Raw genomic sequence first — 25,250 nt, 5'->3', positions numbered from 1 at the left:
AATAAAACCTGCACCTTCTGCAGATAACAATCCGCAATAGAACAAATAACTTGAGCGAGAGAAGAAGTATTACAGTATCTGCAATAAATTCAGATTTTTAATCCAAATTTTACTATTAGATACAAAGTTATTCCTTCAATAATAAACAAGTTTGAAATAGGTATTCTAAAATTTAACATTCTGCACCATAAACATCGTTTCTGGTGCTGCAGGCCTGTTTAACTTCTACTACCCATCATAGAGGGACACACTCTCCAAGCCTTCCCCTGCTACCGTTGTATAGAGAAGAGAAATGTAACAAACTGCAAAGAACCCCGTTAAATTTCAGCATCTTTTACCAAAAGACGAAGCTAGTGTTTGCGGATAGAACTGAGGTTTCGTTGCGAGAAGGTTCATGATGCCTTTCTTGACCCGTCACAAAATATAGACAAGACCATGAGTTTGAGGAATGATGAGTAGAGTCTAGGCATAATTCTAGCATGCAGGCTTTCTTTAGCTATGGAGAGATTTCTGTACTTTAGGTCATCTTTCGTGGAAAAAACTGGGAGAGATGTCAACTTTACGTACACCTGTAGGGTATTCGCCACACGCAGGAAAAGGAACCGTTGAAGGTGCAAGTAACTCGGTATGATAGATACTATTCATTCAACCAACCCGACACTTCCGGCTTCCCTGTTCACTGTTGGGTACGTCAATTAGAAAAGGCTTTTTGATGGGCATCTTCAACATTAAGTCCCTCAAGGACAAGTACGCTTGGGGCTCCTCCGAGGACAAAACCAACTCCGCAGAAACCACCGAGGAGCAGCAGGCAACCGCCGCCTCTCCCTCCGCAAATATTGCCGACGGAGTCCGCTCCCTCATTAAGAGCAACCCCGAACTGGCGGGTAAGAACCGCCGCGGGGTTGCCGGCCGTACCATCACCCCCGACGGTTCACTCCGCGAAGCCATCGGAGACTACGAAGTCCGTTCCCCCTCCGAGGTAGCCGCTCAGGAAGTCACTCCCGAAGAAGAGCTCAGTGCCGACGGCACTGCAACCGTCTCCGCACAGCCCCTCACCCACACCGATATCGAGGCTACCCCCGGTGACATTCTCGACGTAGACGGCAAGCCCGCAGGCCCCAGCATTATCCGCGTGGGCCAGCACAACGCGCCCACCGTTGATGCCGAAGAGCTCGCCAACCCCGAAGAAGCCAACAGCCAGAACGCACAGGCTTCCCGCCCGGCTACTACGCCCCGCGGCGAACGCCCCTCCCTCTTTAAGTTCTCCCCCAAGACTCTCAACCGTACCGACAGCGCCCGCAAGGACGGCCCCTTCGAAGCCGTCTTCGTCTGCACCGGTAACATTGCCCGTAGCGCATCCGGCGAGGTCATCTCCAAGCACCTTGCCGCCGAGTACGGTCTGGAAGACAAGTGGATCTTCTCCAGCGCAGGCACCGGCGCCCTCGTCGGCCACGGCGTCTACGAACACGTAGCCAACGAACTCATCAAGCGAGGCTACAACCCGGAGGGCTTCGCATCCCGCCAGCTCAACGAACAGATTATTGAGAACGCCACCATCATCCTGGTAGCCGAGAAGGTGCACGCCGACTGGATTGTGCGCGAGTGGCCCCAGCACCACGCCAAGATTAAGCTCCTCAAGCAGGTTGCACGTATCCGCGAGGATGCACGCCGCGCCGAACCGCTGTCTTATCTCTACTCCTACGGTGCCCGCCCGCTTGATACCGATAGGCTGGAAGACCCCTACCGCCGCGGCCCCGCAGCAGCGAAGGTTGCAGTGGACGAGGTGGAGCAGTCCCTGCGCATCATTCTGCCCTGGCTCGCACAGGCACACCGCTAAACATACGAGGCTAAATACAGCGCTAACCCGGTTGGGACAGATATCTGTTCCAACCGGGTTAGCTTTAGCCTCTACAACTTAGCCTCAATAGCAGAAAGTCCCCCACCGACCAACAGTCAGCGGGGGATTTTCGTTAGGCTTTAGAAGCCTAGTGATCGAAAATCTCGGTCACAGAACCCTCGTCGAAGACCTCACGGATAGCGCGAGCAATCAACGGAGCAATGGAGAGAATAGTCAGGTTATCGAACTGCTTCTCTTCCGGCACGGGCAGGGTGTTAGTCACGATGACCTCCACAGCACCGCACTGAGACAGACGCTCAGCAGCCGGATCGGACAGAACCGGGTGGGTTGCCGCGATGATAACTTCCTTCGCACCCTTGTCCATGAGAACCTTCACAGCGCCAGCAATGGTGCCGCCGGTGTCAATCATGTCGTCAATCAGCACGCAGGTACGGCCCTCGATGTCACCCACGACAGTCTTAGAAACAGCCTGGTTGGGGACGTTGATGTCGCGGGTCTTGTGCACGAACGCCAGGGGTGCGCCGTCCAGCAAATCAGCCCAGTGCTCAGCCACACGCACACGACCGGTATCCGGAGAAACCACGGTCACGTTCGACAGATCCTCAACGCGCTCACGGATGTGCTTAGCCAGCACCGGAATTGCGAACAGGTGATCCAGCGGACCGTCGAAGAAACCCTGAATCTGCGAAGTGTGCAGGTCCACGCACATCAGGCGGTCAGCACCAGCAGTCTTGTACAGGTCCGAGATCAGACGTGCCGAGATAGGCTCACGGCCCTTGTGCTTCTTGTCCTGACGAGCATAGGGGTAGAAAGGAGACACCACGGTAATAGAGCGAGCAGATGCACGCTTGAGTGCATCAATCATAATGAGCTGCTCCATGAGCCATTCGTTGATGGGTGCCGGGTGCGACTGAATCACGAAAGCGTCCGCACCGCGCACCGACTCCTCAAAACGGACGTAGGTCTCGCCATTGGCGAAGGTATATGCGGAGGTGGGCAACAGGTCGTGGTCAAGGGCCTGCGCAATCTCCTCGGCGAGCTTGGGGTGTGCTCGACCGGAGACCACTACAAGCTTGCGCTCACCGGGGTTGGTAATCTCGCTACTCATGGTGTTGTTCTTTCCTCGGATTAGGATTCTGCCGGTTCCTGTGCGCCCGCGGCCTTTGCAGCCTCAGCGGGTTCGGTACCGGCACGGTTCTTCAGAACCCAGCCCTCGATGGTGCGCTGGGAAGTCTCAGAGTAGGCGAGGGCGCCCGCAGGAACATCCTTACGGATCAGCGCGCCCGCGCCGGAGTAGGCACCGTCACCCACGGTGACCGGTGCAACGTAGATGCCCGCGGATCCCATGCGGGCATGTGCGCCAATAACAGAACGGTTCTTCACCAGGCCGTTGTAGTTGGCGAAAATGGAACCCGCACCAATGTTGGCGCCCTCACCGATGGTGGCGTCGCCAACGTAGGACAGGTGCGGAACCTTCGCACCGTCACCAATCTGCGAGTTCTTAGCCTCGCAGAAGGTGCCGAGCTTCGAGCCCTTACCCAGGGTCGTACCGGGGCGCAGGTAGGCGAAGGGGCCGACGGTTGCGCCCTCGCCAATCACGGCGCCGAAGCCGTGAGCGCGGATGACGGTAGCGTCTGCCTCAACGGTCATATCGGTCAGGGTGGTGTCGGGGCCAATGGTTGCGCCGGTGGCAACGGTGGTGGAGCCGTGCAGCTGCACGCCGGGCAGGAGGGTCACGTCATTCTCGATGCGCACGGTCACGTCAATCCAGGTGTTCTGCGGATCGACGATGGTCACGCCGTTACGCATGTGAGCCTCGAGGATGCGGTTGTTGAGCATGCGGCCCAGCTGAGCCAGCTGCACACGGTCGTTAGCACCCTCAACCTCCCAGCGGTCCTCAATAGCCAGAGCGGAGGTACGGTAGCCCTTAGAACGAGCAATGGACAGAACGTCGGTAATGTACTTCTCGCCCTGTGCGTTGTTGGTGGTCACCTCGAGCAGTGCCTCGCGCAGAACAGCAGCGTCAAAAGCGTAAATACCGGAGTTAATTTCGGTAATTTCGAGCTCTTCGGGGGAAGCGTCCTTCGCCTCAACAATGGCGGTCACTTCGCCAGCCTGGTTACGGACAATACGACCGTAGGCGCCGGGCTCATCAATGTGGGTGGTCAGGACGGTTACGGAGTTCTTGTCGTCCTCGTGGAAGGCAATCAGTTCGCGCAAAGTCTCAGTGCGCAGCAGGGGAACGTCACCGTAGGTCACCAGGACGGTGCCGGAGACCGGTGCCTGCGCATCCAGGGCGTTCAGACCGACCTCAACAGCGCGGCCGGTACCCGGAATCTCATCCTGATCAACGATGGTTACCTCAGGGTCAAACGCAAGCACATGCTCAGCAACCTTATCGCGCTGGTGACGTACCACAACAGCGAGGCGCTCGGGGTTCAGATCGCGTGCAGCAGCGACAGCATGCTCAACCATGGATCGACCACCAATGCCGTGCATGACCTTGGGGGTAGCGGACTTCATGCGCGTACCAGCGCCTGCAGCGAGAACGATCACTGCAGAGGGTGCCAGTTCAGTGTTCACTGGGAAGACTCCTTAGACGAGGTTGTAAGAGTGAGGAGTGAGCGCGGACCGCCAACTCTCTATCAACGGTGCCGTTGAGTGCTTACGCTCCGCCACTAGGACTCGAACCTAGACAAACGGCTCCAAAGGCCGCTGTGCTGCCATTACACCATGGCGGATTATCCTTACATTCACGACAAGCCCCCGCTAGCGGGTCCTCATCGTCATTGACCGCCATTTTGGGCACAGAACAGCGCAATGCAGGAAATGCTTTCCTCAGTTTATCAAATATCTGTGCTCAACTTAGCCGCGCGCCCCGCAATCCCCACAGCTTTTCTCAGCACCGCCAAGTAGCCCCTCATCAAAGCTTGGAGCGCTACTTGAACTGAACACTCACCCTGTACCCTAGAAGGCGTGGCACATCTACTTGGCGGCGAATCGCTGCACCTCGAATTCCCTACCCGAACCATCTTTGAAGGCATCACGGTCGGCCTGAACGAAGGCGACCGCATAGGCATTGTCGGTCGCAACGGCGACGGCAAGTCCACCCTCATGAAGATCCTTGCCGGTCGGCTCGAACCAGACTCCGGCCGCGTCACCGTGCGCGGCGGCACCCGCATCGGCTACCTCGACCAGTCCGATGTACTCGACGACGACCACACGGTCGGCTACGCAATTGTGGGCGACACCCCCGAATATGAGTGGGCGTCCCAGGCGCGCATCCGCGACGTTATCTCCGGTTTGGTTTCCGACCTGCCCTGGGACGCGCCGGTTTCTTCTCTTTCTGGTGGTCAGCGCCGCCGCGTAGCGCTCGCCTCCCTGCTCGCGCAGGAGTGGGACGTGCTCATGCTCGACGAGCCCACCAACCACTTGGACGTCGAGGCCATCACCTGGCTCGCCAACCATCTGAAGTCCCGCTGGTCGAAGAACGCCGGCGGCCTCATGGTCGTCACCCACGACCGCTGGTTCCTCGACGAAATCTGCACCGACACCTGGGAGGTGCACGACCGCATCGTCGAGCCCTTCGAGGGTGGTTACGCGGCGTACATCCTGCAGCGCGTGGAACGTGACCGCCAGGCAGCCGCAGCTGAGGCGAAGCGCCAGAACCTGATGCGTAAGGAGCTCGCTTGGCTGCGCCGCGGTGCGCCCGCGCGTACCTCCAAGCCGAAGTTCCGCATTGATGCCGCGAACGCCCTCATTGCGGACGTTCCGCCGGTGCGTGACACGGTGGAGCTGAAGAAGATGGCGGTCTCCCGCCTCGGCAAGGACGTGGTAGACCTCGAAAACGTCTCGGTCACCTACGACGACCCCTCGATGCCCGGCGGCAAGCGCCCGGTGCTGAAGAAGGTCACCTGGCGTATTGCTCCCGGCGAGCGCACCGGAATCCTGGGCGTGAACGGTGCGGGTAAATCGACTCTGCTCTCCTTGGTCACCGGCGATTTGAAGCCGACCGAAGGCCGCGTCAAGCACGGTAAGACGGTGAAGATTGCAACCCTCACCCAGCAGCTCGACGAGCTCAACGAGGTCGCTAACGACCGTGTCTCGGATGTGATTGGCCGCAAGAAGCGCAGCTACATTGCCGATGGTAAGGAGCTATCCCCCTCGCAGATGCTGGAGCGTCTGGGCTTTACGAGTGCGCAGCTGTCTACCCCGGTCAAGGACCTGTCGGGTGGTCAGAAGCGTCGCCTGCAGCTCATGCTGATTCTGCTGGATGAACCGAACGTGCTGATTCTCGACGAGCCGTCCAACGACCTGGACACCGATATGCTCGCCGCGATGGAGGACCTGCTGGACACTTGGCCGGGCACCCTGCTGGTGGTCAGCCACGACCGTTACCTCATGGAGCGTGTCACCGATCAGCAGTACGCCGTGATTGACGGTTCGTTCCGTCACCTGCCCGGCGGTGTGGACGAGTACTTGGTGCTCTCAGCAGCTGGTGCTGGCGGTTCTGCCGCCGGTAGCGCGCAGGCGCGTGCCGCCTCCTCGGCGCAGGCTTCTGCTGAGCCGGATACCCCGAAGGTCTCCGGTGCCGAGCTGCGTGCGGCGCAAAAGGAATCCGGTGCGATTGAACGCCGCCTCGCCAAGCTCGCTACAGAGCAGGAGAAGCTCTCCGAGCAGATGAGCGCGCACGACGCCTCCGACTACGCCGGTTTAGCGGCACTCGGCGAGCAGCAGCAGGCACTTCAGGATGAGATTGACGAGCTAGAAATGCGCTGGCTCGAACTCTCCGAATTGCTGGGCTAAGGTCTACTGATATAAGGAATGCCGGTTCTAGATTGAATCTAGAACCGGCATTCTTCATATATTCAGCGCTCAGCTACAGCGGCAACTAAGGGTGATTCAGAACCGCACTGACCGCGCTGACCGCGTGGTTGCCCGCAGCGCGAAGAGTGGAGGCAAGAGCCTCCGCCCGAGCCTGCGAAGAAACCAGCAGAAGCACCGTCGGACCGGAGCCGGACACCAGGGACGCATACACGCCCTCGCTATCACGCAGGTTCAGGGTATGTTCCAACTGCGGGGCGCACGAAAGCGCGGGAGCCTGCAGGTCGTTACGGAGCAGCGGCGCCAAGGAGGCGAGCGCCGCCTCCGAACCATCATAAGAATTCAGGGTGCTCAGAAGCTCTACGGGTTCCACCAGCTTGCCTGAGGCAGGGTACAGCCCCGAGGCGCGGCCCGCGTCCAGCTGCTTGAATACGCTGGGGGTGGAGAGGCCAAACTGCGCGGCAACAATCACCAGGTGCAGAGGTTCCCGAGGCGCCGCAATATTCTGCAGCTCGGTACCGGTCCCCTGCCCCAGTGCGAGGGTCTGCCCGAGCGCGGCACGCACGCTAAAGGGAATATCGGCGCCCAGTTGCGCGGCAAGACGTTCATAATCCGTCTGGGTCAGGAGCGCACCGGTGCGGCCGGTTGCGTGCAGGTAGCGGTCCGTAGCAATGAGGGCAGCAGCCGCGTCCGCTGAGCCGCCAGCCATACCGCCAGCCACGGGCACAGCCTTCGCAATATGCAGGTGCAGCGCCGGGACAGATTCGATGCCGTGCTCCGCAAGAATCAGCTCAGCGGCACGATACACGAGATTCCGCTCATCCATCGGCACATCGGCTGGGTCGAACTGCCCCGCCTGCATCTGCTGCTCCACCAGGGAGCCGGGCATAATGTCCATGCTCAGGCTCAGCCCCGGCGTCTGCCCCTCAGAGACCGTGATGGTCTCCGTCAAAGAGACCGCCGCAAAAAGCGTAGTCAGCGGGTGGTAGCCGTCCGGGCGGACGTCCCCCACAGCAAGGTACAGATTGACCTTGCCGGGAGCATCAACCGAAATAGCGACCTGGGAGGCGGTACTCATCAGCGCATACACCTTTCGCACGGGAACTCGCGTGAGAACGTCAGTGAAAAATTTAGAGCGGGAAGAAGCTACTCCGTTACAGGCTCAGCCGGGACGGTCAGCGAAGCCTCCGCAATGCGGATAAAGCCGTGAATATCCAGCTTCTCACCGCGCTCGGTCGGAGCGATACCGGCAGCCACCAGAATCTGCTCCGCACGCGCACCCGAGCCCGCCCAGGAGCTCAACGCAGCGCGCAGAGTCTTACGGCGCTGAGCGAAAGCGGCGTCCACAATCGTGAACACCAGGTCGCGATCAACGGTCGAGAGAGGCTCTTCGCGCATGCGGAAGCCGACCAGGCCAGAGTTAATCTTCGGCGCAGGCCAGAACACGTTCTTGCCAATCACGCCCGCCTTATACACCTCGGCATACCAATTAGCCTTCACCGAGGGCACACCGTAAATCTTTGAACCCGGGGTCGCCGAAAGACGGTCGGCGACCTCGTCCTGAACCATCACCAGGGCGTGACGAATGCTCGGGAACTGCGCAAACAGGTGCAGAAGCACCGGAACCGCCACGTTATAGGGCAGGTTCGCCACCAGAGCATCCGGAGTGCGAGGCAGCTCGGTGACCTTCAGGGCGTCCATGAGCACCACGTCAATATCGCCCGCCTTCTCAGGGCGGAACTTCTCAATCGTGTGCGGAAGCTGCTGAGCCAGGGGCGGGTCAATCTCCACCGCCACCATATCCTTCGCAGCGTCCAGGATGCCGAGGGTCAACGAACCCAGGCCCGGGCCGACCTCCAGCACCGTCTCCTCCGGTGAAATCTCTGCCGCGTTGACAATACGACGAATCGTATTAGGGTCAATCACAAAGTTCTGCCCAAGAGTCTTCGTAGGACGAATACCGAGCATCTCGGCAAGCTCACGAATCTCAGCAGGGCCGAGCAGGGGCAGATCGTTCACAGCGTTCCTTCACATAGGTGGATGGTGGGGAGGTTACAGTTTAGGTTACCGCGAGAAACGCTGCTTTACCTCATCAACAGTGGCTTCCAGAGCGTTCTTAGCATTTGTAATACGCTTCTTCGGTGCCAAAGCGATACGCACTCGATCCAGCGGACCAGTACCGTGCTGGAGACTATTCACCTTATCCAGATGACGCTTACCGGATTCCAAAATGACGCTGCTGCCTTCCCAGCCGCACAGGCCAGGCTGCACAAAACGCACATCCACACCCCACTGCTGGTACAGCTTGTAATCATCAGCTACGGTGCCCGGTACCTTATCCTCAAATTGCTTGAGCAACAGCTCAGCACCCGAACGGGAAATCAGGTACAGACCGGTGCAAATCAGGGGCCACGTACCGTACGGCTTACCCATACGGTACTTACCGTGTACAAAAGGAGACAGCAGAGACAGGCGGATGTATTCCACCTGCGGGTTCAGCTTGCCGGCATCATTCGCAAAAGAATCGCTGAGGTTCACCAGCTGCACCTGCGGGTACTTCGTGATGATTGCGTTCACCACCGCCTCAGCATCCGGAGAAAGAAGAATGTCGTCTTCAGCAATCAGTGCCCAGTCGGCGTCGCTCGCAACAAAGTCACGCCACATCTTCACGTGGCTAAGCATGCAACCCTTCTCCGCGGGGCTCGGGTCGCGATGCCAGCGGCTACGGAAAAACTCAACGTCAAATTCTTCATCAGTGACGTGATTATCGCGGTTATCCACCGCAGAATAACGGACAAAATCCTGCGCGGGTGCGCCCACCGAATAGAACGAGTCAAAACGGTTCGCGCCATCCAGGCCCAGAACATACTTCAGAATCTTTGCCATGTTTTTCCCTTCAATAGCTCATCCAGAAGACCTAAGCAGTAGAAGATCGCGTCGGCTAATGATGAGCTTTCAGAACTTCAGACCACCTGCACAACAGAGGGGTTCATCAATCTTAAAAATCAGTGCGTAAACGGCAGGGAGTCTGAAATATTGAGCGTGTGATAAATACGCACACCGCAGTGCAACGTAAAAAGAATTCTATCATTCACCATGCGCCAATCTCAGGTCTCCTCAGGTTAAAACGCGATGTGGCACGCGTCGTACTGGTGCACAGCAAAAATCCCCTCCCTACCGGATATACACAATAGGGAGGGGATACTGGACAGGCAGAAGACCCACATATTTAGATTTTTATGTGATGACAGTAGCCCAATCCGTCTCTGGGTTATCGTCCCAGGCGCTGCTTCACATCATCAATGGTGGCTTCCAGAATATTCTTCGCGTTCGCAATACGCTTCTTCGGCGCCAGGGCGATGCGCAACCGATCGAGAAAACCAGTGCCATGCTGCGTGCTCTTGAGGCTTTCCAAATGACGAACGCCAGAAGTTTGAATGAGGCTAGTACCTTCCCAACCGCATAGACCGGGTTGCACCAAATATACGTCTACCCCCCATTCTCGATAGAGGGAATAATCATCGGCAACAACGCCAGGAACCGTCTCTCCATAACATTCCACGAGTCGTTCAGCCCCAGAACGCGAAAGAAGATACAGGGCAGCACCATACAGAGGCTTTGAACCATAGGCATTACCCATACGGTACTTGCCGTACACAAAAGGAGAAAGCAACGAAAGACGGGGATAATCAACCTGCGGGTTGAGCTTGCCAGCTTCAGAAGCGTAGATATCGCCCAGGTTAACCATCTGCACGTGAGGATACTTTTCAATAATCCTCTCCACTACAGGCTGCAGGTCAGGGGAAATGAGGACATCGTCTTCTGCCAGCAAAGCCCAGTCGGCATCTGAAGCGAGGAAGTCCTTCCACATGTGGTAGTGGCTCAAAGCGCAACCCTTTTCAGCAGGCCTCGGCTCTTTACCGTAACGAGCCAGGAACAGTTTGCTATCGAATTGTGCATCAGTGACGTGATTATCACGGTTATCCACCGCAGAATAACGCTGAAAACCTTGAGCGGGTGCCCCCACCGAGAAGAAAGAATCAAACCGGTTAGCGCCGTCCAGTCCCAGAACGTATTTCAGAATTTTTGCCATAGTGTCCTCCTAAAGCACCAATCACCGGGAGCAAGGCACAAAACCGAGTGAGAGTTCTTGCACCCCTAATTTTTAAGCGCATTCTTTTAGACGCAAAACATGCCTAAAGTACTACGCGCCAGATCATGGCATAGCTGTTTGAGTGAGTTATTTGTAGTCGCTACAGTCTAGCACGCAGACACGCACCGCGAGGCGACTCCAAGTAGCTATCCGCTACAGGCTGTACGTGCCTACCACTGACCGTAAACGCGCTCCGAATTCTCACGAATACGGCGGCAGAGCGCCTCCAGCTCCTCGCCGCGGTGAGCCGCCATGAACCGCACCGTGTAGTTCGTCATGTAGGACGCATTCGGGCGGCCGCGGAACGGATGCGGAGTCAAGAACGGCGCATCGGTCTCAGCCAGAATCAGCTCCGGACGAGCCATCTCCAACGACTCCTGAATACCCTTCGAGTTCTTGAAAGTCACCGTGCCGGCAAAGCTCATGTACCAGCCGCGCTCATTGCAGATTTCGGCAAGCTCCGGGCCGCCCGAGTAGCAGTGGAACACGGTACGTTCCGGTGCGCCCTCTTCATCCAGGATGCGCACAACATCCTCGTGCGCGTCACGGTCATGAATCTGCAACGCCAGGTTGTGCTTCTTCGCAATGCGAATATGCTCGCGGAAGCTGTAGTGCTGTGCTTCCTTACCCTCCTCGCCGGTGCGGAAATAGTCCAGGCCGGTCTCACCAATAGCGCGTACACGGTCGGCGGTGGCGAGCTCGTCGAGGGTGGCTAGCGCCGCCTCCAGCTGACCGGCTGTAGCCAGCTCGGGGGCGGTATTGGGGTGAATCGCAATGGCGGCGAGGACACGCTCATCAGCCTGCGCGGCGGCGACCGCGTACAGGGAGGAGGGGATATCATATCCGACCTGCACAATGGCGGCGATGCCGAGCTTTTCGCCGGCGTCGAGTGCATCGCGGGCGCTGATTTCTACTTCGCCGTCGAGCAGGTCCATGTGGGTGTGGTTATCCACGATGGGGTACGGCAGCGGTTCGGGGGCGGGCGGGAAGACCAGATTGCGGCTGCGGCCGTTCTCGCCGGTGGTGGAGCGACGGCGGGTGCCTTCTCCCCCTTCGGCGTCGCTGATGCCGGTGTAGAGTTCCGCCTTATAGGGTGCGGGGACTTCACCGGGGACAGGCGTCCAGCCGTTAGGCAGGGCGGTTGCCTGGAGTGCCGCGGGGGTGGGCAGGGTGTAGTTCGCCAGGGCGGCGAGGGAGTTCAGGTACTCCTGGGTGATTTCAGGACCGGGATAGCTCTGACACATTGATAAATCCTCGGGATAAAACAGCGGGGTAAAACTTAGGGGGTAAAATTGCGCGGTGATTCTGGGCTATTCGGAGCGGGCAGCCAGTGCCGCCTCATACAGGTCGCGCTTGGAGGTGCCGGTCTCAGCGGCAACCGCGGCGCAGGCGCTCTTGAGGCGCTCGCCGCCCGCTACACGGTCGAGGACCAGTTGCACTACGTCCTGTGCTTCGGGGGTTTCGGGGGCTTGTGCACCCTCGACAATAATGACGATTTCGCCGCGGACGCGCTCAGACTCAGCCCATTCGGCAAGCTCTGCCAGGGTACCGCGTCGAACCTCTTCGTGGAGCTTGGTTAGCTCACGGCTGACAGTTCCACGGCGGTCGGCGCCGAAGGTTTGCACAAAGTCCGCCAGGGTTGCGGCAGTGCGGTGCGGGGATTCGTAGAAAATCATGGTGCGCTCCTCCCCCGCCAACGATGCAAGACGGCGGGTGCGCTCGGAGCCCTTGCGGGCGAGGAAGCCTTCGAAAGTGAATCGTCCGGTGGGCAGACCTGAGAGCGCGAGCGCGGTCAACGCAGCGGAGGGGCCGGGCACCACCGTGACGGGCAGGTCGGCTTCCGCAACGGCTGCGGCGGCAACGTAGCCGGGGTCGGAGATGGTGGGCATGCCCGCATCCGAGAGCAGTAGCACGCGCTGACCGTCCTGTACCGCTTGCACGATGGTTTCGCTGCGTTCGGCTTCATTGTGGTCGTGGTTGACGATAATGCGGCCGCGGGTGCGCACACCAAGCCCGGAGGCGAGGGTTCGTAGTTTGCGGGTGTCTTCGACGGCGATGAGGTCTGCGGTGGCGAGGGCTGAGCGCAGTCGGTCGGAGGCATCGGCAAGGTTGCCGATGGGGGTGCCGCCGAGGATGAGCACGCCGCCTTCTTCGGAGGTGACGGCGGTGTCAGCGGTATCAGCGGTGTCAATCTCGAGTGCCTTGACCGTTTCTGAGGGGGCTGTGGTTTCTGAGGGGGCGGCGGTTTCTTCGGTGTATTCTGCGGGTGCGGTCATGGCAGGCCTCATGTCTGTGTCTGGTCTTCGTGTACCCACTAAGTGTAACGCCCGCGCTCAATCCGGTGCCGGGTGGGCTTACCGGGTGAGCCCGCCGATAGAAGTAGCTAGTGCGGGTGGGGCTCCGAGCGCGTCATATATGCTGTTCACGGGCTGAAATGGTGCATCGTGCGTTCTGACCCTTTAGGATTGATGGGGTGAAGATACCTAAGCTACTTTCTCCCGCATCTGCCGCTCCAGCTGGTCAGGCTGATTCGGCCCGTTCTTCGTCTGAACGCGGTCGTTACGGCCTCGATTCTCTGCTGGATGCGCTCGCTGTTGCCTATATTCGTGCCCCGCGTTGGGGTTGGTTGGCGCCCGCATTGATTGTGCTGGTTGCCGGCATTCTGCGTTTTTATAATTTGGCGCATCCGAATGCCATTGTTTTTGATGAGACGTACTACGCCAAGGACGCCTACTCGTATGTGCATTATGGCTATGAGTTGAGCTGGTCGAAGGACGCTAATGCTTCCTTTGCGGCGGGTCACCCGTCGGGTCTGTTGACGGATTCGCCGGAGTATGTGGTGCATCCGCCGTTGGGTAAGTGGATGATTGCCGCGGGCATGGCAATTTTTGGTGATAATAATCCCTTTGGTTGGCGTGTTTCTGCTGCGGTGATTGGCACCCTGTCGGTGGCGTTGATTGCGTATGCTGGCTGGCTGCTGTTCCGTTCGATGACGGTGGCGACTATTGCGGCTCTGCTGGCTGCGGTGGATGGCCTGATGCTGGTGGAGTCTCGCCTGGCTCTGCTGGATATTTTCCAGATGTTCTGGATTTTGGCGACTTTTGTGTGTCTGGTGCTTGACCGTATTCAGGCGCGGCGCGTGTTGGCGCGCAATATTGCGGAGGCGGCACGCCAGAATAGCGGTGTGCTTCCGCCGATGCCGTGGGGCCCAAGCATGGGTCTGCGCCTGTGGCGTTTCGCGGCCGGTGTGTGTGCCGGTGCCGCGGTGGGCGTGAAGTGGAATTCGTTGTTCTTCATTGCGGCTATGGGTCTGCTGACGGTGTTCTGGGATATTAATGCTCGCCGTATTGTGGGTCTGAACAAGTGGGGTTTGACGGCGCTGGTGCGTGACGGCATCCCCGCGTTCTTCCAGATGATTGGTGTGGGTCTGCTGGTATATCTGAGCACCTGGGCGGGCTGGTTCCAGTCGTCGAATGCGTATTTCCGCCGCTGGGCGGTTGAGAACCCGGGCAAGGGTGTCATGTGGCTTCCTGAGGATTTGCGTTCCCTGTGGGAGTACCATGTCTCGGCGTTTAAGTTCCATTCTGGTTTGAGCAGCCCGCATACGTATTCTTCGCAGGCGTGGCAGTGGCTGGTTTTGGGTCGCCCGACCTCGTACTACTATGAGTCGCCGAAGCTGGGTTCTTCGGGTTGTACCGTGAAGTCCTGTTCCGAGGCTATTTTGAATATCGGTAACCCGGCGATTTGGTGGGCTTTTATTCCGGCGATTATTGTGGCGCTTCTGGTTCTGCTGCTGAAGCGGGATTGGCGTTTTGGCGCGCTGCTGGTTGTGTTCGGTGCGGGCTATTTCCCGTGGTTTATGTACCCGACTCGCACGATGTTCTACTTCTACGCCCTGTCCTTTGAGCCGTTCCTGATCCTGCTGTTGGCGGGTGTTTTGGGTCTGGCGCTGTCGGGTGCTCGTGGTTCGGTGTTGCGTGCTCGTTTGGGCGTGACGCTGGTGGCGATTTACCTGGTGGGTGTGCTGGTGTTGAGCGCGTACTTTATGCCGCTGTGGACTGCTCAGGTGATTCCGTATGAGCAGTGGTATTCGCATATGTGGTTTAAGTCCTGGATTTAGGCTTGAGTTTTAGGCTCGGTTTTTAGGTTCGAGCGATGCGAGCTTAGGTATAGCAAAGGGGGCTGGGTTCTACCGTGTGGTAGAGCCCAGCCCCCTTTGTTGTGCCCTTTCCGCGCTGGCTTGCGCGGTGAAGTGGCTGATGATTTTTAGTTGTCGCCGACGCGTGTGTTAGTTGTCGCTGACGCGTGCGGAGGCGAGCTTGACGCGCAGGTCCTGGCGTTCCTGGCGGCGGCGTTCTGCCTTGAGCTTGCGGTATTTGGTGGGCCAGGTGGTCACGAGCAGGAGGGTAATCTGCACTGCCACGAGGACCGCTACGGCGATTGCTGCATCGATCCAGAATTGCGGCGGGTAAAGGCGGATGAGGGAGCTTCGTACGGAGAACTCCCAGTTGCCCTGCGGGAAGAACACCTGGTGGAAGGTGGTGAACAGCCATTCCCAGCCGAAGAAGCCCACAACGCCGAGCACCGCGATGAGTCCCAGGGTAATCCACGCGCCGGTGAAGAGGCTGCGGCGGATGGTTCCGGGGGCGCGCTCACGCAGGGAAATGCTGCTAAAGAGGGTCACCAAGAAGAGCGCGGCAACGGCTACAGTGGCGATGAGCAGTACCCACTTCACGTCGTGCATGTGGTTCACTTCTGCTTCGGTGAAGGCGAGGGTATTATCGGCACCGGTGGTAACGCGGGCGAGGTATTCTCGCGGCGCGAAGTTGTTGATGTAGTCCACGCCGTAGGAGCCCAGGCGCATCCTCTCGACGAGGTAGTAGCCGTAGCTGTCTTCGGGGAATCCGGGGCGGTGATATTCGAGCCAGAGGAAGGGCGCGGAAGCTACAGCGCGAATCGCGATCATGAGTACGGTCAGCGGTACGGTGAGCGCGATGAGGGTTGCACGGAGCTTGAGGAAACGCGGGGTGTCTTCCACAGCGTCTTCGCGTGCCGCGGCGCGTTCTGCGGCTTCGGGCGAGGCCGCCAGGGAGGACAGCGGCGCGTTGGGGTCTGCGACCGCGTGGGTGTGACCGGTGCGGGTGGTTTCGGTGCGGTACTTGCGTCCGGCGGTGGAGGCGCTTGCCGCCTCCGCGGTAGCGACGGTTTCCGCTTCGGCCGCATTTTCGGCTTCTGCGACTGCAGCGGCTTCTGCTTCGGCGGCCCTCTGCATGGTTTCGCGGTTGAGGTCGCTGAGCGTCGGGTTTTTGGGGGTGCTCTGCGAGTCGCGCACGAGGGGCACGAAGCCGGTGGAGACGTTGGTGCGGGTGCGCACACGGGTACCGACGCCCTGTTCACGGAGTTTGCTGCGTGCGGGGACGACGGGTACAGAGCCGGTAGGCAGGTCGGGTTCTTCGGCGACGGTGGGTACGTCTGCTGCGATGCGGCCAAATGCGCCGGTGTGCGGTGCCGGTTCGCTGGTCACGGTCTCTGCTCGACGAGCTTTGAGGAGTTCTTCGGCGCTATTTCGGCGGATGGCCGGGCGCAGTGCGCCCCACATTCCTCGGTGTGTTTCTTTGCTCATTGATCTCGCGTTCTTTTCGAGTGATCGGTGTTTGAGTGAGTTGCGGGTGTCTGTACTATCTGCCAGTTTCTCATACGCAAAGAACCTTCCGCATGAATTCGCGGAAGGTTCTTTGCATTCGGGTGTTTAATTCTTAGTTTTGAATTCTAGGATTCGGTGGTGTCCTGAACGGGTACCTTGTAGACCACTCGCCAACCCTGAGGTGCCGTCAGTCGTGCGGCGTGGTCGTCGCAGAGGTCATAGGCGTGGGGTTCGCGAAATTCAGAGAGCGCGTCAATGAGTGCCGTGGAATCTGCGTAGGAGTAGTGGAGAGTAACAGTCGCCTCTCGCTGGCAGGTTTGGCGGGAGCACAGTCGTGCGGTCTGCATGTAGATGGTACCTTCCTGGCTTAGCTCGCCTGCTTGCGCAGTCGGCGGCGTTCACGTTCTGACAGCCCGCCCCAGATTCCGAAGCGCTCGTCATTGTCCATTGCATATTGTAGACATTCTTCGCGCACGGGGCATACACCGCATACCCTTTTGGCGTCTCGGGTGGAGCCGCCCTTCTCGGGGAAGAAGGCTTCAGGGTCGGTCTGGGCGCAGAGTGCTTCAGCTTGCCAGGCGAGTTCTCCGTCTTCGCCTTCGGTTCCGTAGAGTCCTGCCGCTGCGGTCCATACGTCGGTGCAGGCAGGCATGTTTCGTTCTGCGTCTGCGGGAAAGGCGTCGGTGGCTTTTTCGAGAGATTGAGTGGGATTCATGCTACGGTGCTGAGCGCCTGATGCGCGCGCGGCCGCGACAGAGCGGTCGGATGCAATGTAGGAGCCCATGGGTTTTCCTTCCGTGTTCTCATTGTGAGCTTAATGAGTCTGCGGATCCGTCGTGGACGGAATCTTCGTGTGTATGGTGTGGCATGGTTTGCTGTGGCCTCTACGGTCCCTTCCAGAGCAAACACGCTTATATATCTATTAGACGTGCGACACGCCGTTTCGTCAAACTAGACTTAATCAATGTTTAGATGTATGTGTTACAGGCGTCATATTTAATGTGAATTTGACCTTTATATATTTTTCACCCCTTCACTTGCCCCTGGTCACATCTTGAGCCAGCCTCAAATTTCCCCTTTCAGGACCACTTGCCGCCGAATGCAAATTCCGCATCTTGACCGCAAATATAAGGGAAGTCGGCGGTGCAACCCCCTGCAGGAATCTCCCAAACCCCACTCCCAGAAATTTTCAGGAAATTCGAAAAGAAAAGTTTATCTTTTTGACATCCATGTTCTGCATATTTTTCCAGGCTTATTGCGAAACATTTATATTCCCAATTTATCTGCATGCCCTATTTCAAAATAGGACCTTAGTTAGTGCAAAGGTTTTTCATCATTAGGTTTTTTCAAGCACCATCAGAAGTTTTTACTTTACTTCTGTACTTTTCTAGCCCGGCAATCGGCCCTCCCCTCCTCTCCGCTCCCGGAATTGTCCCTGCGCCTCCGCTCCTTCTGAACCGTGAGGTAGAGTGAAACCCATGGTTACTCTCTCCCCCACCGGCGCGTCCGCGCCCACGACTCTGAACCGTTTCTTCGAGAAACTCAGCACTCAACAAACTCCCGCCCTCATCTGGTATTCGGCGGCAGGCGAGCGTATTGAGCTCTCCGGCAGGGTCCTCATGAACTGGGTAGACAAGAGCGCAAACCTGTTGGTTGAAGAATGCGAACTGGCGCCCGATGAAGGTTTTGATCTGCAGGCTCCCCTGCACTGGCGCACTATTGTTCTGGGTCTGGCGGCTCTGCGCGTGGGCGCGATCCTCGATCAGGACGAGCCGCTGGTTGCCGTGGTCTGCACCGAGCAGGAGGCGGGCTACACGAATGACCCCGCGTACCTTCTGGCGGTTGACCGTGCGCCGCTGGCTCTTTCCTACACCGGCGATCTGCAGGCACTGGCTCCGCACACCGAGGAGGTACTCGATTACTGCGCTCTGGTGCGCAGCTTTGGCGACCAGTACTCGGGTCTACTTCCCGATGATTCGGCAGAAATTATTGAGGGTTTCAGCTATGCGGAAGCCTACGAGCAGGTTCTTGCGCAGGCACAGACCTATCGCACGGCGGGGTACACGCTACCTTCGGGGCAGCGGGCGCTCGCACTGGAGTTGAGCCCCGACTACGGTTTTGATGCTTCGGAGGCGACCCTGAGCGCTCTGCTGGAGGTGCTAGCTATTTTGGCTTCGGGGCATGCGGTGTTTGTGGCTGACCCGAGCGTCAACTGGCAGGATGGACAGCTGGCCTCTCTGATGGTTGCTGAGCGTGCGGTGGAGATTCCCCGCGCATAATGCGCCTTCCCCTGTTGCCCGAAAAATCGCGCGGAAGGCTAACGACCGCGCAGGGTACCAACAGACACAGCACCAACAAGCACATAGGGGTTTAAATGATTCATCCCCCGATACCGTTCGTATCGGGGGATGAATCGTTATATCACGTTCTAACTATGCTGCTTCTACAATCCGAGGAGCTTAGGAGTTCTGCGAGCCGGGCTTCGACTGCGCCTCGGATGCAGCCGCCTCAGAGCGTGCCTTCTGCTTGGTGGTTTCTTCGCCGTCGAGAATGGCGGCGGCCTCATCAAACATGCGGCCGAGCTCTTCGTGGTCGGTGCCTTCGCCCTTTTCAACCTGCTTGCGGTGCGATCCGTACACCCAGAAGCGGTAGAGGAAGTAGCGAAGAATGGTGCCCAGAATGGTACCGATAATCGTACCGGAGATGAAGGACGCCTCGGGGGTACGCAGGTTCAGCACGTAGGTACTGAATGCCACACAGCCGGCTTCGACGAGAATACCGAGCAGGTTCACCAGACCGAACTCGATAGCTTCGCGCTTCCAGTTTTCGGAGCGGGAGTCGCGGAAGGTCCACAGGCGGTTCATGAGCCAGGAGAAGATGGTTGCGACAACACTCGCTACAACCTTCGCCTTGGTGTGGGACTCCGACATGATGGTCATCATCAGCACCCACACCGTCACAGAGTTGACGATGAAGGCGGCGCCGCCCACGGTACCGAATTTGAGAACCTCAATACCGTAGCTGTCCCAGAGGGATTTCAGGCGTTCGGTAATGGTCGGTTTCGTCTGTGCGCTCATGCGGGGCCTATCTAGCGGGGTTTTATCGGAGAAAAAGGTGCCGATGCTGCGACGGTGAGCGTTGGTTACGTTGTCACTGCGTGGCGCTTCGGTCTCTTTTACAAGCTCTTATATGTTAGTACAGTCCCGGTACGTTGTTTGTCCCTTTGGGAGTTTTTCCATAGACCTCTCAGCTACCGGGTGACTCTTTTCATCATGCGCTGATAGTTTCGTCTCTGCCTGACCGCGCAGAAGGCAGGTTTTTACGATTTCTTCCGGTATTCACGCCCAAATATTGGGCTCTGAAGCCCAGTTGAACCCATTCTGCGACCTTCATGTGGTCTTGCTCCCATAAACACTCCGAACCCGGTACACTTAGGTGATGTGACTTACCCTGTGACTGGACCCGTAATTGGTGTCATCGGCGGCGGCCAGCTGGCCCGCATGATGGCACCCGCAGCAACTAACCTTGGCCTCGATCTGCAGATTCTCGCGGAGGCGCCCACCGTCGGCGCCGTGGCGGCGGTACGTACCGCCCCCGTCGGGGACTACAAGGATTTGGACACCCTCCGCGAATTTGCTCGCGGCAAGGATGTCATCACTTTCGACCATGAGCATGTGCCCACCGAATTTTTGCGCACCCTCATGGCGGAGGGAGTGAATGTTCAGCCCCGTCCCGAAGCTCTCCAGTACGCCCAGGACAAGCTCCTGATGCGCCAGGCCGTTGAGCGCCTGGGTCTGCCGAACCCGCGTTGGGCTCAGGTTTCTACCCTGGACGAGCTGCTCGCCTTCGGTGATGAGATCGGCTGGCCCGTGGTGTTGAAGACCCCGCGCGGCGGCTACGACGGCAAGGGCGTTCTCGTTCTGGATTCCCCCGCCGATGCTCGCGAGCGCAGCGCCGAGTGGTTCGAGCAGCTGCCTTCCCGCACCGATTTCTCCGCCCTGCTTGCCGAGGAGAAGGTTCCCTTTACCCGTGAACTCTCCGCTCTAGTGGCTCGCCGTGAAAGCGGCGAGGTGCGTCCCTGGCCGGTTGTTGAGACCATCCAGGTGAACTCCATCTGTGATGAGGTTATTGCACCCGCGCAGGACCTGGACCCCGAGATTGCGGAGGCTGCCGCAGCCGCCGCGGTGACCATTGCCTCCGAGCTGGGGGTCACCGGTGTCATGGCTGCTGAGCTTTTCGAGGTGCCCGGCTCCCCCGCCGGCTTCTACATCAACGAGCTGGCGATGCGCCCGCACAATACCGGCCACTGGACTCAGGACGGCTCGGTGACCAGCCAGTTTGAGCAGCATCTGCGTGCGGTACTTGACCTGCCGCTGGGTGATACCTCCGTGCTGGAGGGTGTTGCCGTGATGAAGAACTACCTGGGCGGCGAGAACGAAGACATTTTCGGCGTCTACCCGCTGGCGCTTTCAGCTGAACCGCGCGCGAAGATTCACTTCTACGGCAAGGAAACCCGCCCGGGCCGCAAGATTGGTCACGTGAACATTACCGGCACGGTGGCTGAGCTTGAGGCGTTGCGCCATAGCGCCGCGAATGCCGCCTCCATTTTGCGTGACGGCCGCCCCCTGTAGCCCTATTTTTAGCCGGTGCGTGGGGTGAGAGTATCCTGCGTATCCGACGCACCCTATTGATGGTGGTTCGCCACCGCATCCTGAAAGGATATGAGGATTATGTCTCAGTCTCCCTATAATTCTTCCCAGCCCATTGTTGGCATTGTGATGGGTTCGGATTCGGACTGGTCGGTCATGGAGGCCGCAGCCGAGGTTCTGGACGAGTTCGGCATCCCTTACGAGGCTGATGTTGTTTCTGCACACCGCATGCCCGAGGACATGATTGAGTACGGCAAGAAGGCTCACAGCCGCGGTATTCGCGTGATTATTGCCGGCGCCGGCGGCGCCGCTCACCTGCCCGGTATGCTCGCTTCCGTCACCGCTCTGCCTGTGATTGGTGTTCCGGTGCGTCTGAAGAACCTCGAGGGCATGGACTCGCTGCTGTCGATTGTTCAGATGCCCGCCGGTGTTCCGGTAGCTACCGTCTCCATTAACGGTGCTCGCAATGCGGGTCTGCTGGCTCTGCGTATTCTGGGTTCGGGTACTGATTCTTTCGCCCGCCAGGTGCATGACGACCTGCGTCAGTTCTCTCAGGATCTGCGTCAGAGCGCTATGGACAAGGGCGCCGCCCTGCGCGCCCGCGTAGCCGAGGCGAAGGCGAAGGCTGCTGCCGAGCATGAGGCTGAGGAGAGCACCTCCTCGACTCGCCCGGCACCTGCCCCCGAGGCTTCCTCGGAGCCGCAGGCTTACGTTCCCTAAGCTCGGATACACTAGAAGTATGAGCAATATTCTTCAGTCCGATATTTGGGCACGTTTTCAGGAATCTAATGGTCACACCGTAATCCGTAAGAGCGGTAACGGCTGGTCGTACCTTGCAACCGTTGAGGGCGGCGCTACCGGCCGCTACCTGTACAGCCCGTACGGACCGGTCGCCTCCAGCGCTGTGGCTTTTGATGAGGCTCTCGCGTCATTGAAGGAAGAGGCTGCGAAGCTTCGTTGCCTGTTTGTGCGCATTGAACCCACTGAATCCGCTATTTGGGGCGATCAGGATGCGGCTACTTTCCTGGCTCGTCGCGGCGCGGTTCTGGCTCCTCGCCAGGTGCAGCCTTCGCACACTCAGATTATTGATCTTTCGGGCTCTGAGGACGAAATCCTCAAGGGAATGATCCCCAGTTACCGTAATCGTCATCGTAATCTCCACAAAAAGGGCGTGACCGTTGAGGTTTCGACCAATCCCTCGGATATGACGATTCTCTTCGGCTTCCTCGAGGAAACCGCGGACCGTAACGGTTTTAACCGTCAGCAGGATGAGTACCTGATGCAGGTTGCTCGTGTGCTGATGCCCGCCGGTGCGGCGTCCCTGTACATTGCGAAGCTGACCGATGAGAACGGTGAGAGCACCCCGATTGCGGCGGCGTTTGTGTACGATTCGGATGACACCCGCACCTACGCGCACGCTGCGGCTTCTTTTGAGCACCGCAACCTTAGTGCAGGTGTTGTGGTGGTGACGAACTTTATCCTGGACGCTAAGCGCAAGGGTCTGAAGTACGTTGACCTCTTCGGTATTGCGCCGGAGGATCAGCCGGATCACGAGTGGGCTGGTTTCACGAAGTTCAAGAAGTCCTTTGGCGGCGAGTCTGTGGAGTACCCGGGTACCTGGGATGTTCCGGTAACCTCGCTGGGCTACCGCGCCTACACGCTGGCGTACAAGGCTCGTCCGGCTGTTCGTGATGCTGTGGCGAAGGCGAAGGCGAAGGTTCAGTCTTTCCGCTCTCGCTAACGGGTTCAGACGCGCCCTTACCGGGAGCACTCTGAGAACTAAAAGCTAAATACATGAGGGAGCCGCCCCCACCGAGTTCTTCGGTGGGGGCGGCTCCTGCGCGTATGTATGTGCAATGTTCGAGGAGTCTTAGCGCGGCTCCTCAGCCCTTGCGGGGGCGAAGATTACTGCCCTTCGAGGATTACTGCGCTTCGAAGATTACTGCTCTTCGGGGCTCTTGGTGTGCGAGAGAATCTCGCGCAGGCGGGAGAGGCGGTGCTCTGCCTCGACGGTACGCACGGTACCCGAGGAGGAACGCATAACCAGCGACTGGGTGGTCACAACGTTCTTGCTGTAGCGCACGCCGCGCAGCAGCTTGCCGTCGGTGATACCGGTTGCGGCGAAGAAGCAGTTGTCGCTGGTGACCAGGTCGTTGGTGGTCAGCACACGGTCGAGGTCGTGGCCGGCTTCCAGTGCCTTTTCACGTTCTGCCTCGTCGGTCGGTGCCAGGCGGCCCTGGATGACGCCACCGGTTGCCTTGATAGCGCATGCTGCGACAACACCTTCGGGGGTGCCGCCGGTGCCGAGCATGAGGTCCACGCCGGTGTTTTCGCGGCAGGCTGCGATAGCGCCGGCGACGTCACCGTCGAGGATGATGCGGGTACGGGCGCCGGCCTCGCGAATCTCCTGGATCAGCTTGGCGTGGCGGGGGCGGTCCAGCACGCATACGGTCAGCTCGCTGACCTTCTTGCCCTTAGCCTTAGCGACCAGGTGCAGGTTCTGCTTGACGGGCAGGCGCAGGTCGACGAACTCTGCGGCTTCGGGGCCGGTGACCAGCTTCTCCATGTAGAACACTGCGGAGGGGTCGAACATGGTGCCGCCGTCTGCCACAGCAATCACGGAGAGGGCATTGTCCATGCCGAGTGCGGTCAAGCGGGTACCGTCGATGGGGTCAACCGCCACGTCGAGGGAGGGACCGGAGCCGTCGCCGACGTTCTCGCCGTTGTACAGCATGGGAGCCTTGTCCTTCTCGCCTTCACCGATGACAACGGTGCCGTTGAAGTTGACGGTGGAGAGGCGGTAGCGCATTGCGTCTACGGCTGCACCATCTGCGAGATTCTTTTCGCCTGCGCCGACCCAGGGGCCTGCAGCAATTGCTGCTGCCTCAGTCGCGCGGACCAGTTCCATTGCGAGGTTGCGATCGCCGTGGTTGTTGTTCGTAGTCATAGACTCACCTTCGAGATTTCTGAATACACCGTCGGCTGGCTGGTTCTTTCCAGCACGAAGTCGCCGACGCAGTAGTGCTCCTTTCAGGATAGCGCGCGGGCGCTTCGTTTTTCTTGTTCTGAACGAGTTTGCGTGCGTGTTGACTTTAAGGTGAGCAGATGCGGCAAATTGGTGAGGGCTGCGTCTCTCTTCGGCGCTTCATACGCTCTGAGGCACTGATTTTGGGTGTTGTGAAGGCGTGCCAAACTAGCTATTTTTCGCATATTTAAGGCATATTTGAGGTAGGTTCTTTCTCCGGGAGGCTCCCGGCAAGGAGCTGAGCTTCAGCGCGAGCGCCTGAAGCCCCATATACCCGTTCGCAGATTCGCTGGCTCCGACGGCACGCGTTATCTGTATTTGTCCGCTAAGGAGCATCACATGGCTGGCATCCAACCGACTCCCGCAGAAGCATGGAAGCGTCTGAAGGACGGTAACCGCCGTTTTGTTGAGGGTAGCAATGAGCACCCCAACCAGGACACGATTCGCCGTACCGACCTGGCATCGGGTCAGTTCCCGTTCGCCTCGATTTTCGGTTGCGGTGACTCTCGCCTCGCGGCAGAGATTATTTTTGACCTGGGCCTGGGCGACGCGTTCGTGGTGCGTACCGCCGGCCACGTCTTGGAGAATGCCGCGCTCGGTTCGTTGGAGTACGCGGTTGATGAGTTTGAGACCCCCATTGTGATGGTTCTCGGTCACGACTCCTGCGGTGCTGTGACTGCGGCCAGCAAGTCCCTGGAGTCCGGCGAGATGCCGCACGGCTTCATCCGTAACCTGGTGCAGCACATCCTGCCTTCGGTGATGTCTCCGAAGCTGCCGGAGAACCCGGTCGTCAACGACATGGTGCGTGAGCACACCCGCCAGACCGCCATCCGAATTATTGAGCAGTCCCACATCATTTCGGATGCGGTGGTTGAGGGCAAGGTCGCCGTGATTGGTGTCTTCTACCATCTGAAGGAAGGTAAGGCGGAGCTGGTGTTCAGCTCGCAGGACCTGACCCTGCCGGAGGAGAAGAACGACGCGCAGAACCCGCCGACTCAGGCGCTTCCGGTGGTCGTGAAGACTCCCCCGCGCGTTGTGGTTGCGGAGAACCTGGACTAGGTTTCCTCTTCTCCGCTCATTACGAGCCTTAGCGCGAG

The 25,250-nt window shown here is 58.7% G+C and carries 21 protein-coding genes and 1 tRNA gene; 8 read left to right on the top strand and 14 right to left on the bottom strand.

Annotated elements, in window-relative coordinates; translation table 11 throughout:
- Positions 1 to 712 precede the first annotated feature (712 nt).
- The gene (locus tag HMPREF2749_RS08030; protein ID WP_070594024.1) at positions 713 to 1,837 is read left to right on the top strand and encodes an arsenate reductase/protein-tyrosine-phosphatase family protein; all 1,125 of its coding nucleotides are present in this window, start codon (positions 713 to 715) and stop codon (positions 1,835 to 1,837) included.
- Positions 1,838 to 1,985: 148 nt separating this feature from the next.
- Here HMPREF2749_RS08030 and HMPREF2749_RS08025 read toward each other — a convergent pair whose 3' ends face one another.
- From HMPREF2749_RS08025 to HMPREF2749_RS08015, 3 genes are all read right to left on the bottom strand, one after another.
- Positions 1,986 to 2,966, bottom strand: coding sequence for a ribose-phosphate diphosphokinase (locus HMPREF2749_RS08025; RefSeq protein WP_049352070.1), 981 nt, complete (start codon positions 2,964 to 2,966; stop codon positions 1,986 to 1,988).
- A gap of 20 nt (positions 2,967 to 2,986) precedes the next feature.
- Positions 2,987 to 4,441 (bottom strand): bifunctional UDP-N-acetylglucosamine diphosphorylase/glucosamine-1-phosphate N-acetyltransferase GlmU, encoded by a 1,455-nt coding sequence (gene glmU / locus HMPREF2749_RS08020; protein ID WP_070594023.1) that lies wholly within the window; start codon positions 4,439 to 4,441, stop codon positions 2,987 to 2,989.
- An 87-nt stretch (positions 4,442 to 4,528) separates the two neighbouring features.
- Positions 4,529 to 4,599 (bottom strand) — tRNA-Gln (locus HMPREF2749_RS08015).
- A gap of 235 nt (positions 4,600 to 4,834) precedes the next feature.
- Between HMPREF2749_RS08015 and HMPREF2749_RS08010 the strand changes: the two genes are divergently transcribed.
- Positions 4,835 to 6,664 carry an ABC-F family ATP-binding cassette domain-containing protein gene (locus tag HMPREF2749_RS08010; protein WP_070594022.1) on the top strand — a complete coding sequence of 610 codons (1,830 nt, stop codon included), beginning with the start codon at positions 4,835 to 4,837 and terminating at the stop codon, positions 6,662 to 6,664.
- 85 nt (positions 6,665 to 6,749) lie between these two features.
- On the opposite strand, the gene HMPREF2749_RS08005 is transcribed toward HMPREF2749_RS08010, so the two are convergent.
- The 6 genes from HMPREF2749_RS08005 to rsmI form a co-directional block, all read right to left on the bottom strand.
- The gene (locus HMPREF2749_RS08005; protein ID WP_070594020.1) at positions 6,750 to 7,760 is read right to left on the bottom strand and encodes a 4-(cytidine 5'-diphospho)-2-C-methyl-D-erythritol kinase; all 1,011 of its coding nucleotides are present in this window, start codon (positions 7,758 to 7,760) and stop codon (positions 6,750 to 6,752) included.
- 68 nt (positions 7,761 to 7,828) lie between these two features.
- Positions 7,829 to 8,701: a 16S rRNA (adenine(1518)-N(6)/adenine(1519)-N(6))-dimethyltransferase RsmA gene (gene rsmA, locus HMPREF2749_RS08000; protein ID WP_049327929.1), complete on the bottom strand. Its 873-nt coding sequence runs from the start codon at positions 8,699 to 8,701 to the stop codon at positions 7,829 to 7,831.
- A gap of 45 nt (positions 8,702 to 8,746) precedes the next feature.
- On the bottom strand, positions 8,747 to 9,568 hold the full coding sequence (locus tag HMPREF2749_RS07995; protein WP_049346770.1) for a glycosyltransferase family 25 protein: 822 nt from the start codon (positions 9,566 to 9,568) through the stop codon (positions 8,747 to 8,749).
- Positions 9,569 to 9,953: 385 nt separating this feature from the next.
- Entirely contained in the window at positions 9,954 to 10,775 is an 822-nt protein-coding gene (locus HMPREF2749_RS07990) for a glycosyltransferase family 25 protein (RefSeq protein WP_070594019.1), read from the bottom strand.
- 230 nt (positions 10,776 to 11,005) lie between these two features.
- On the bottom strand, positions 11,006 to 12,079 hold the full coding sequence (locus HMPREF2749_RS07985; protein WP_049346771.1) for a TatD family hydrolase: 1,074 nt from the start codon (positions 12,077 to 12,079) through the stop codon (positions 11,006 to 11,008).
- A gap of 66 nt (positions 12,080 to 12,145) precedes the next feature.
- A complete protein-coding gene (gene rsmI, locus HMPREF2749_RS07980) occupies positions 12,146 to 13,111 on the bottom strand; it encodes a 16S rRNA (cytidine(1402)-2'-O)-methyltransferase (protein WP_049358446.1) in 966 nt (321 codons plus the stop codon).
- Between the two features lie 197 nt (positions 13,112 to 13,308).
- Here rsmI and HMPREF2749_RS07975 point away from each other — a divergent pair, with 197 nt between their 5' ends.
- Entirely contained in the window at positions 13,309 to 14,955 is a 1,647-nt protein-coding gene (locus tag HMPREF2749_RS07975; RefSeq protein ID WP_070594018.1) for a dolichyl-phosphate-mannose--protein mannosyltransferase, read from the top strand.
- 168 nt (positions 14,956 to 15,123) lie between these two features.
- On the opposite strand, the gene HMPREF2749_RS07970 is transcribed toward HMPREF2749_RS07975, so the two are convergent.
- From HMPREF2749_RS07970 to HMPREF2749_RS07960, 3 genes are all read right to left on the bottom strand, one after another.
- The gene (locus HMPREF2749_RS07970) at positions 15,124 to 16,458 is read right to left on the bottom strand and encodes a TIGR01906 family membrane protein (protein ID WP_070594017.1); all 1,335 of its coding nucleotides are present in this window, start codon (positions 16,456 to 16,458) and stop codon (positions 15,124 to 15,126) included.
- A gap of 146 nt (positions 16,459 to 16,604) precedes the next feature.
- Entirely contained in the window at positions 16,605 to 16,826 is a 222-nt protein-coding gene (locus tag HMPREF2749_RS07965) for a DUF3499 family protein (protein ID WP_049346776.1), read from the bottom strand.
- A 20-nt stretch (positions 16,827 to 16,846) separates the two neighbouring features.
- Positions 16,847 to 17,263, bottom strand: a complete 417-nt coding sequence (locus HMPREF2749_RS07960) for a WhiB family transcriptional regulator (protein WP_070594016.1) — start codon at positions 17,261 to 17,263, stop codon at positions 16,847 to 16,849.
- Positions 17,264 to 17,957: 694 nt separating this feature from the next.
- On the opposite strand from HMPREF2749_RS07960, the gene HMPREF2749_RS07955 reads away from it, so the two are divergent.
- A complete protein-coding gene (locus tag HMPREF2749_RS07955; protein WP_070594015.1) occupies positions 17,958 to 18,758 on the top strand; it encodes a TIGR03089 family protein in 801 nt (266 codons plus the stop codon).
- Positions 18,759 to 18,938: 180 nt separating this feature from the next.
- Here the strand turns inward: HMPREF2749_RS07955 and HMPREF2749_RS07950 are convergent, their stop codons facing one another.
- Entirely contained in the window at positions 18,939 to 19,556 is a 618-nt protein-coding gene (locus tag HMPREF2749_RS07950) for a GtrA family protein (RefSeq protein ID WP_012904046.1), read from the bottom strand.
- Positions 19,557 to 19,919: 363 nt separating this feature from the next.
- On the opposite strand from HMPREF2749_RS07950, the gene HMPREF2749_RS07945 reads away from it, so the two are divergent.
- The 3 genes from HMPREF2749_RS07945 (at position 19,920) to HMPREF2749_RS07935 (ending at position 22,869) form a co-directional block, all read left to right on the top strand.
- Positions 19,920 to 21,110, top strand: coding sequence for a 5-(carboxyamino)imidazole ribonucleotide synthase (locus HMPREF2749_RS07945; RefSeq protein ID WP_070594014.1), 1,191 nt, complete (start codon positions 19,920 to 19,922; stop codon positions 21,108 to 21,110).
- A 99-nt stretch (positions 21,111 to 21,209) separates the two neighbouring features.
- The gene (purE, locus tag HMPREF2749_RS07940; protein ID WP_070594013.1) at positions 21,210 to 21,848 is read left to right on the top strand and encodes a 5-(carboxyamino)imidazole ribonucleotide mutase; all 639 of its coding nucleotides are present in this window, start codon (positions 21,210 to 21,212) and stop codon (positions 21,846 to 21,848) included.
- 19 nt (positions 21,849 to 21,867) lie between these two features.
- Positions 21,868 to 22,869, top strand: a complete 1,002-nt coding sequence (locus HMPREF2749_RS07935) for a lipid II:glycine glycyltransferase FemX (RefSeq protein WP_049341541.1) — start codon at positions 21,868 to 21,870, stop codon at positions 22,867 to 22,869.
- Positions 22,870 to 23,067: 198 nt separating this feature from the next.
- On the opposite strand, the gene glpX is transcribed toward HMPREF2749_RS07935, so the two are convergent.
- Positions 23,068 to 24,075, bottom strand: a complete 1,008-nt coding sequence (gene glpX / locus HMPREF2749_RS07930) for a class II fructose-bisphosphatase (RefSeq protein ID WP_049327916.1) — start codon at positions 24,073 to 24,075, stop codon at positions 23,068 to 23,070.
- 417 nt (positions 24,076 to 24,492) lie between these two features.
- Here glpX and HMPREF2749_RS07925 point away from each other — a divergent pair, with 417 nt between their 5' ends.
- On the top strand, positions 24,493 to 25,212 hold the full coding sequence (locus tag HMPREF2749_RS07925) for a carbonic anhydrase (protein WP_049338718.1): 720 nt from the start codon (positions 24,493 to 24,495) through the stop codon (positions 25,210 to 25,212).
- The last annotated feature ends 38 nt before the right edge of the window (positions 25,213 to 25,250 follow it).

This window comes from Rothia sp. HMSC075F09 (genome assembly GCF_001810515.1).
In the GTDB taxonomy this organism is placed as follows: domain Bacteria; phylum Actinomycetota; class Actinomycetes; order Actinomycetales; family Micrococcaceae; genus Rothia.
Note: the sequence above shows the minus strand (reverse complement) of the source record. Positions and strands in the feature narration are given on the sequence as shown.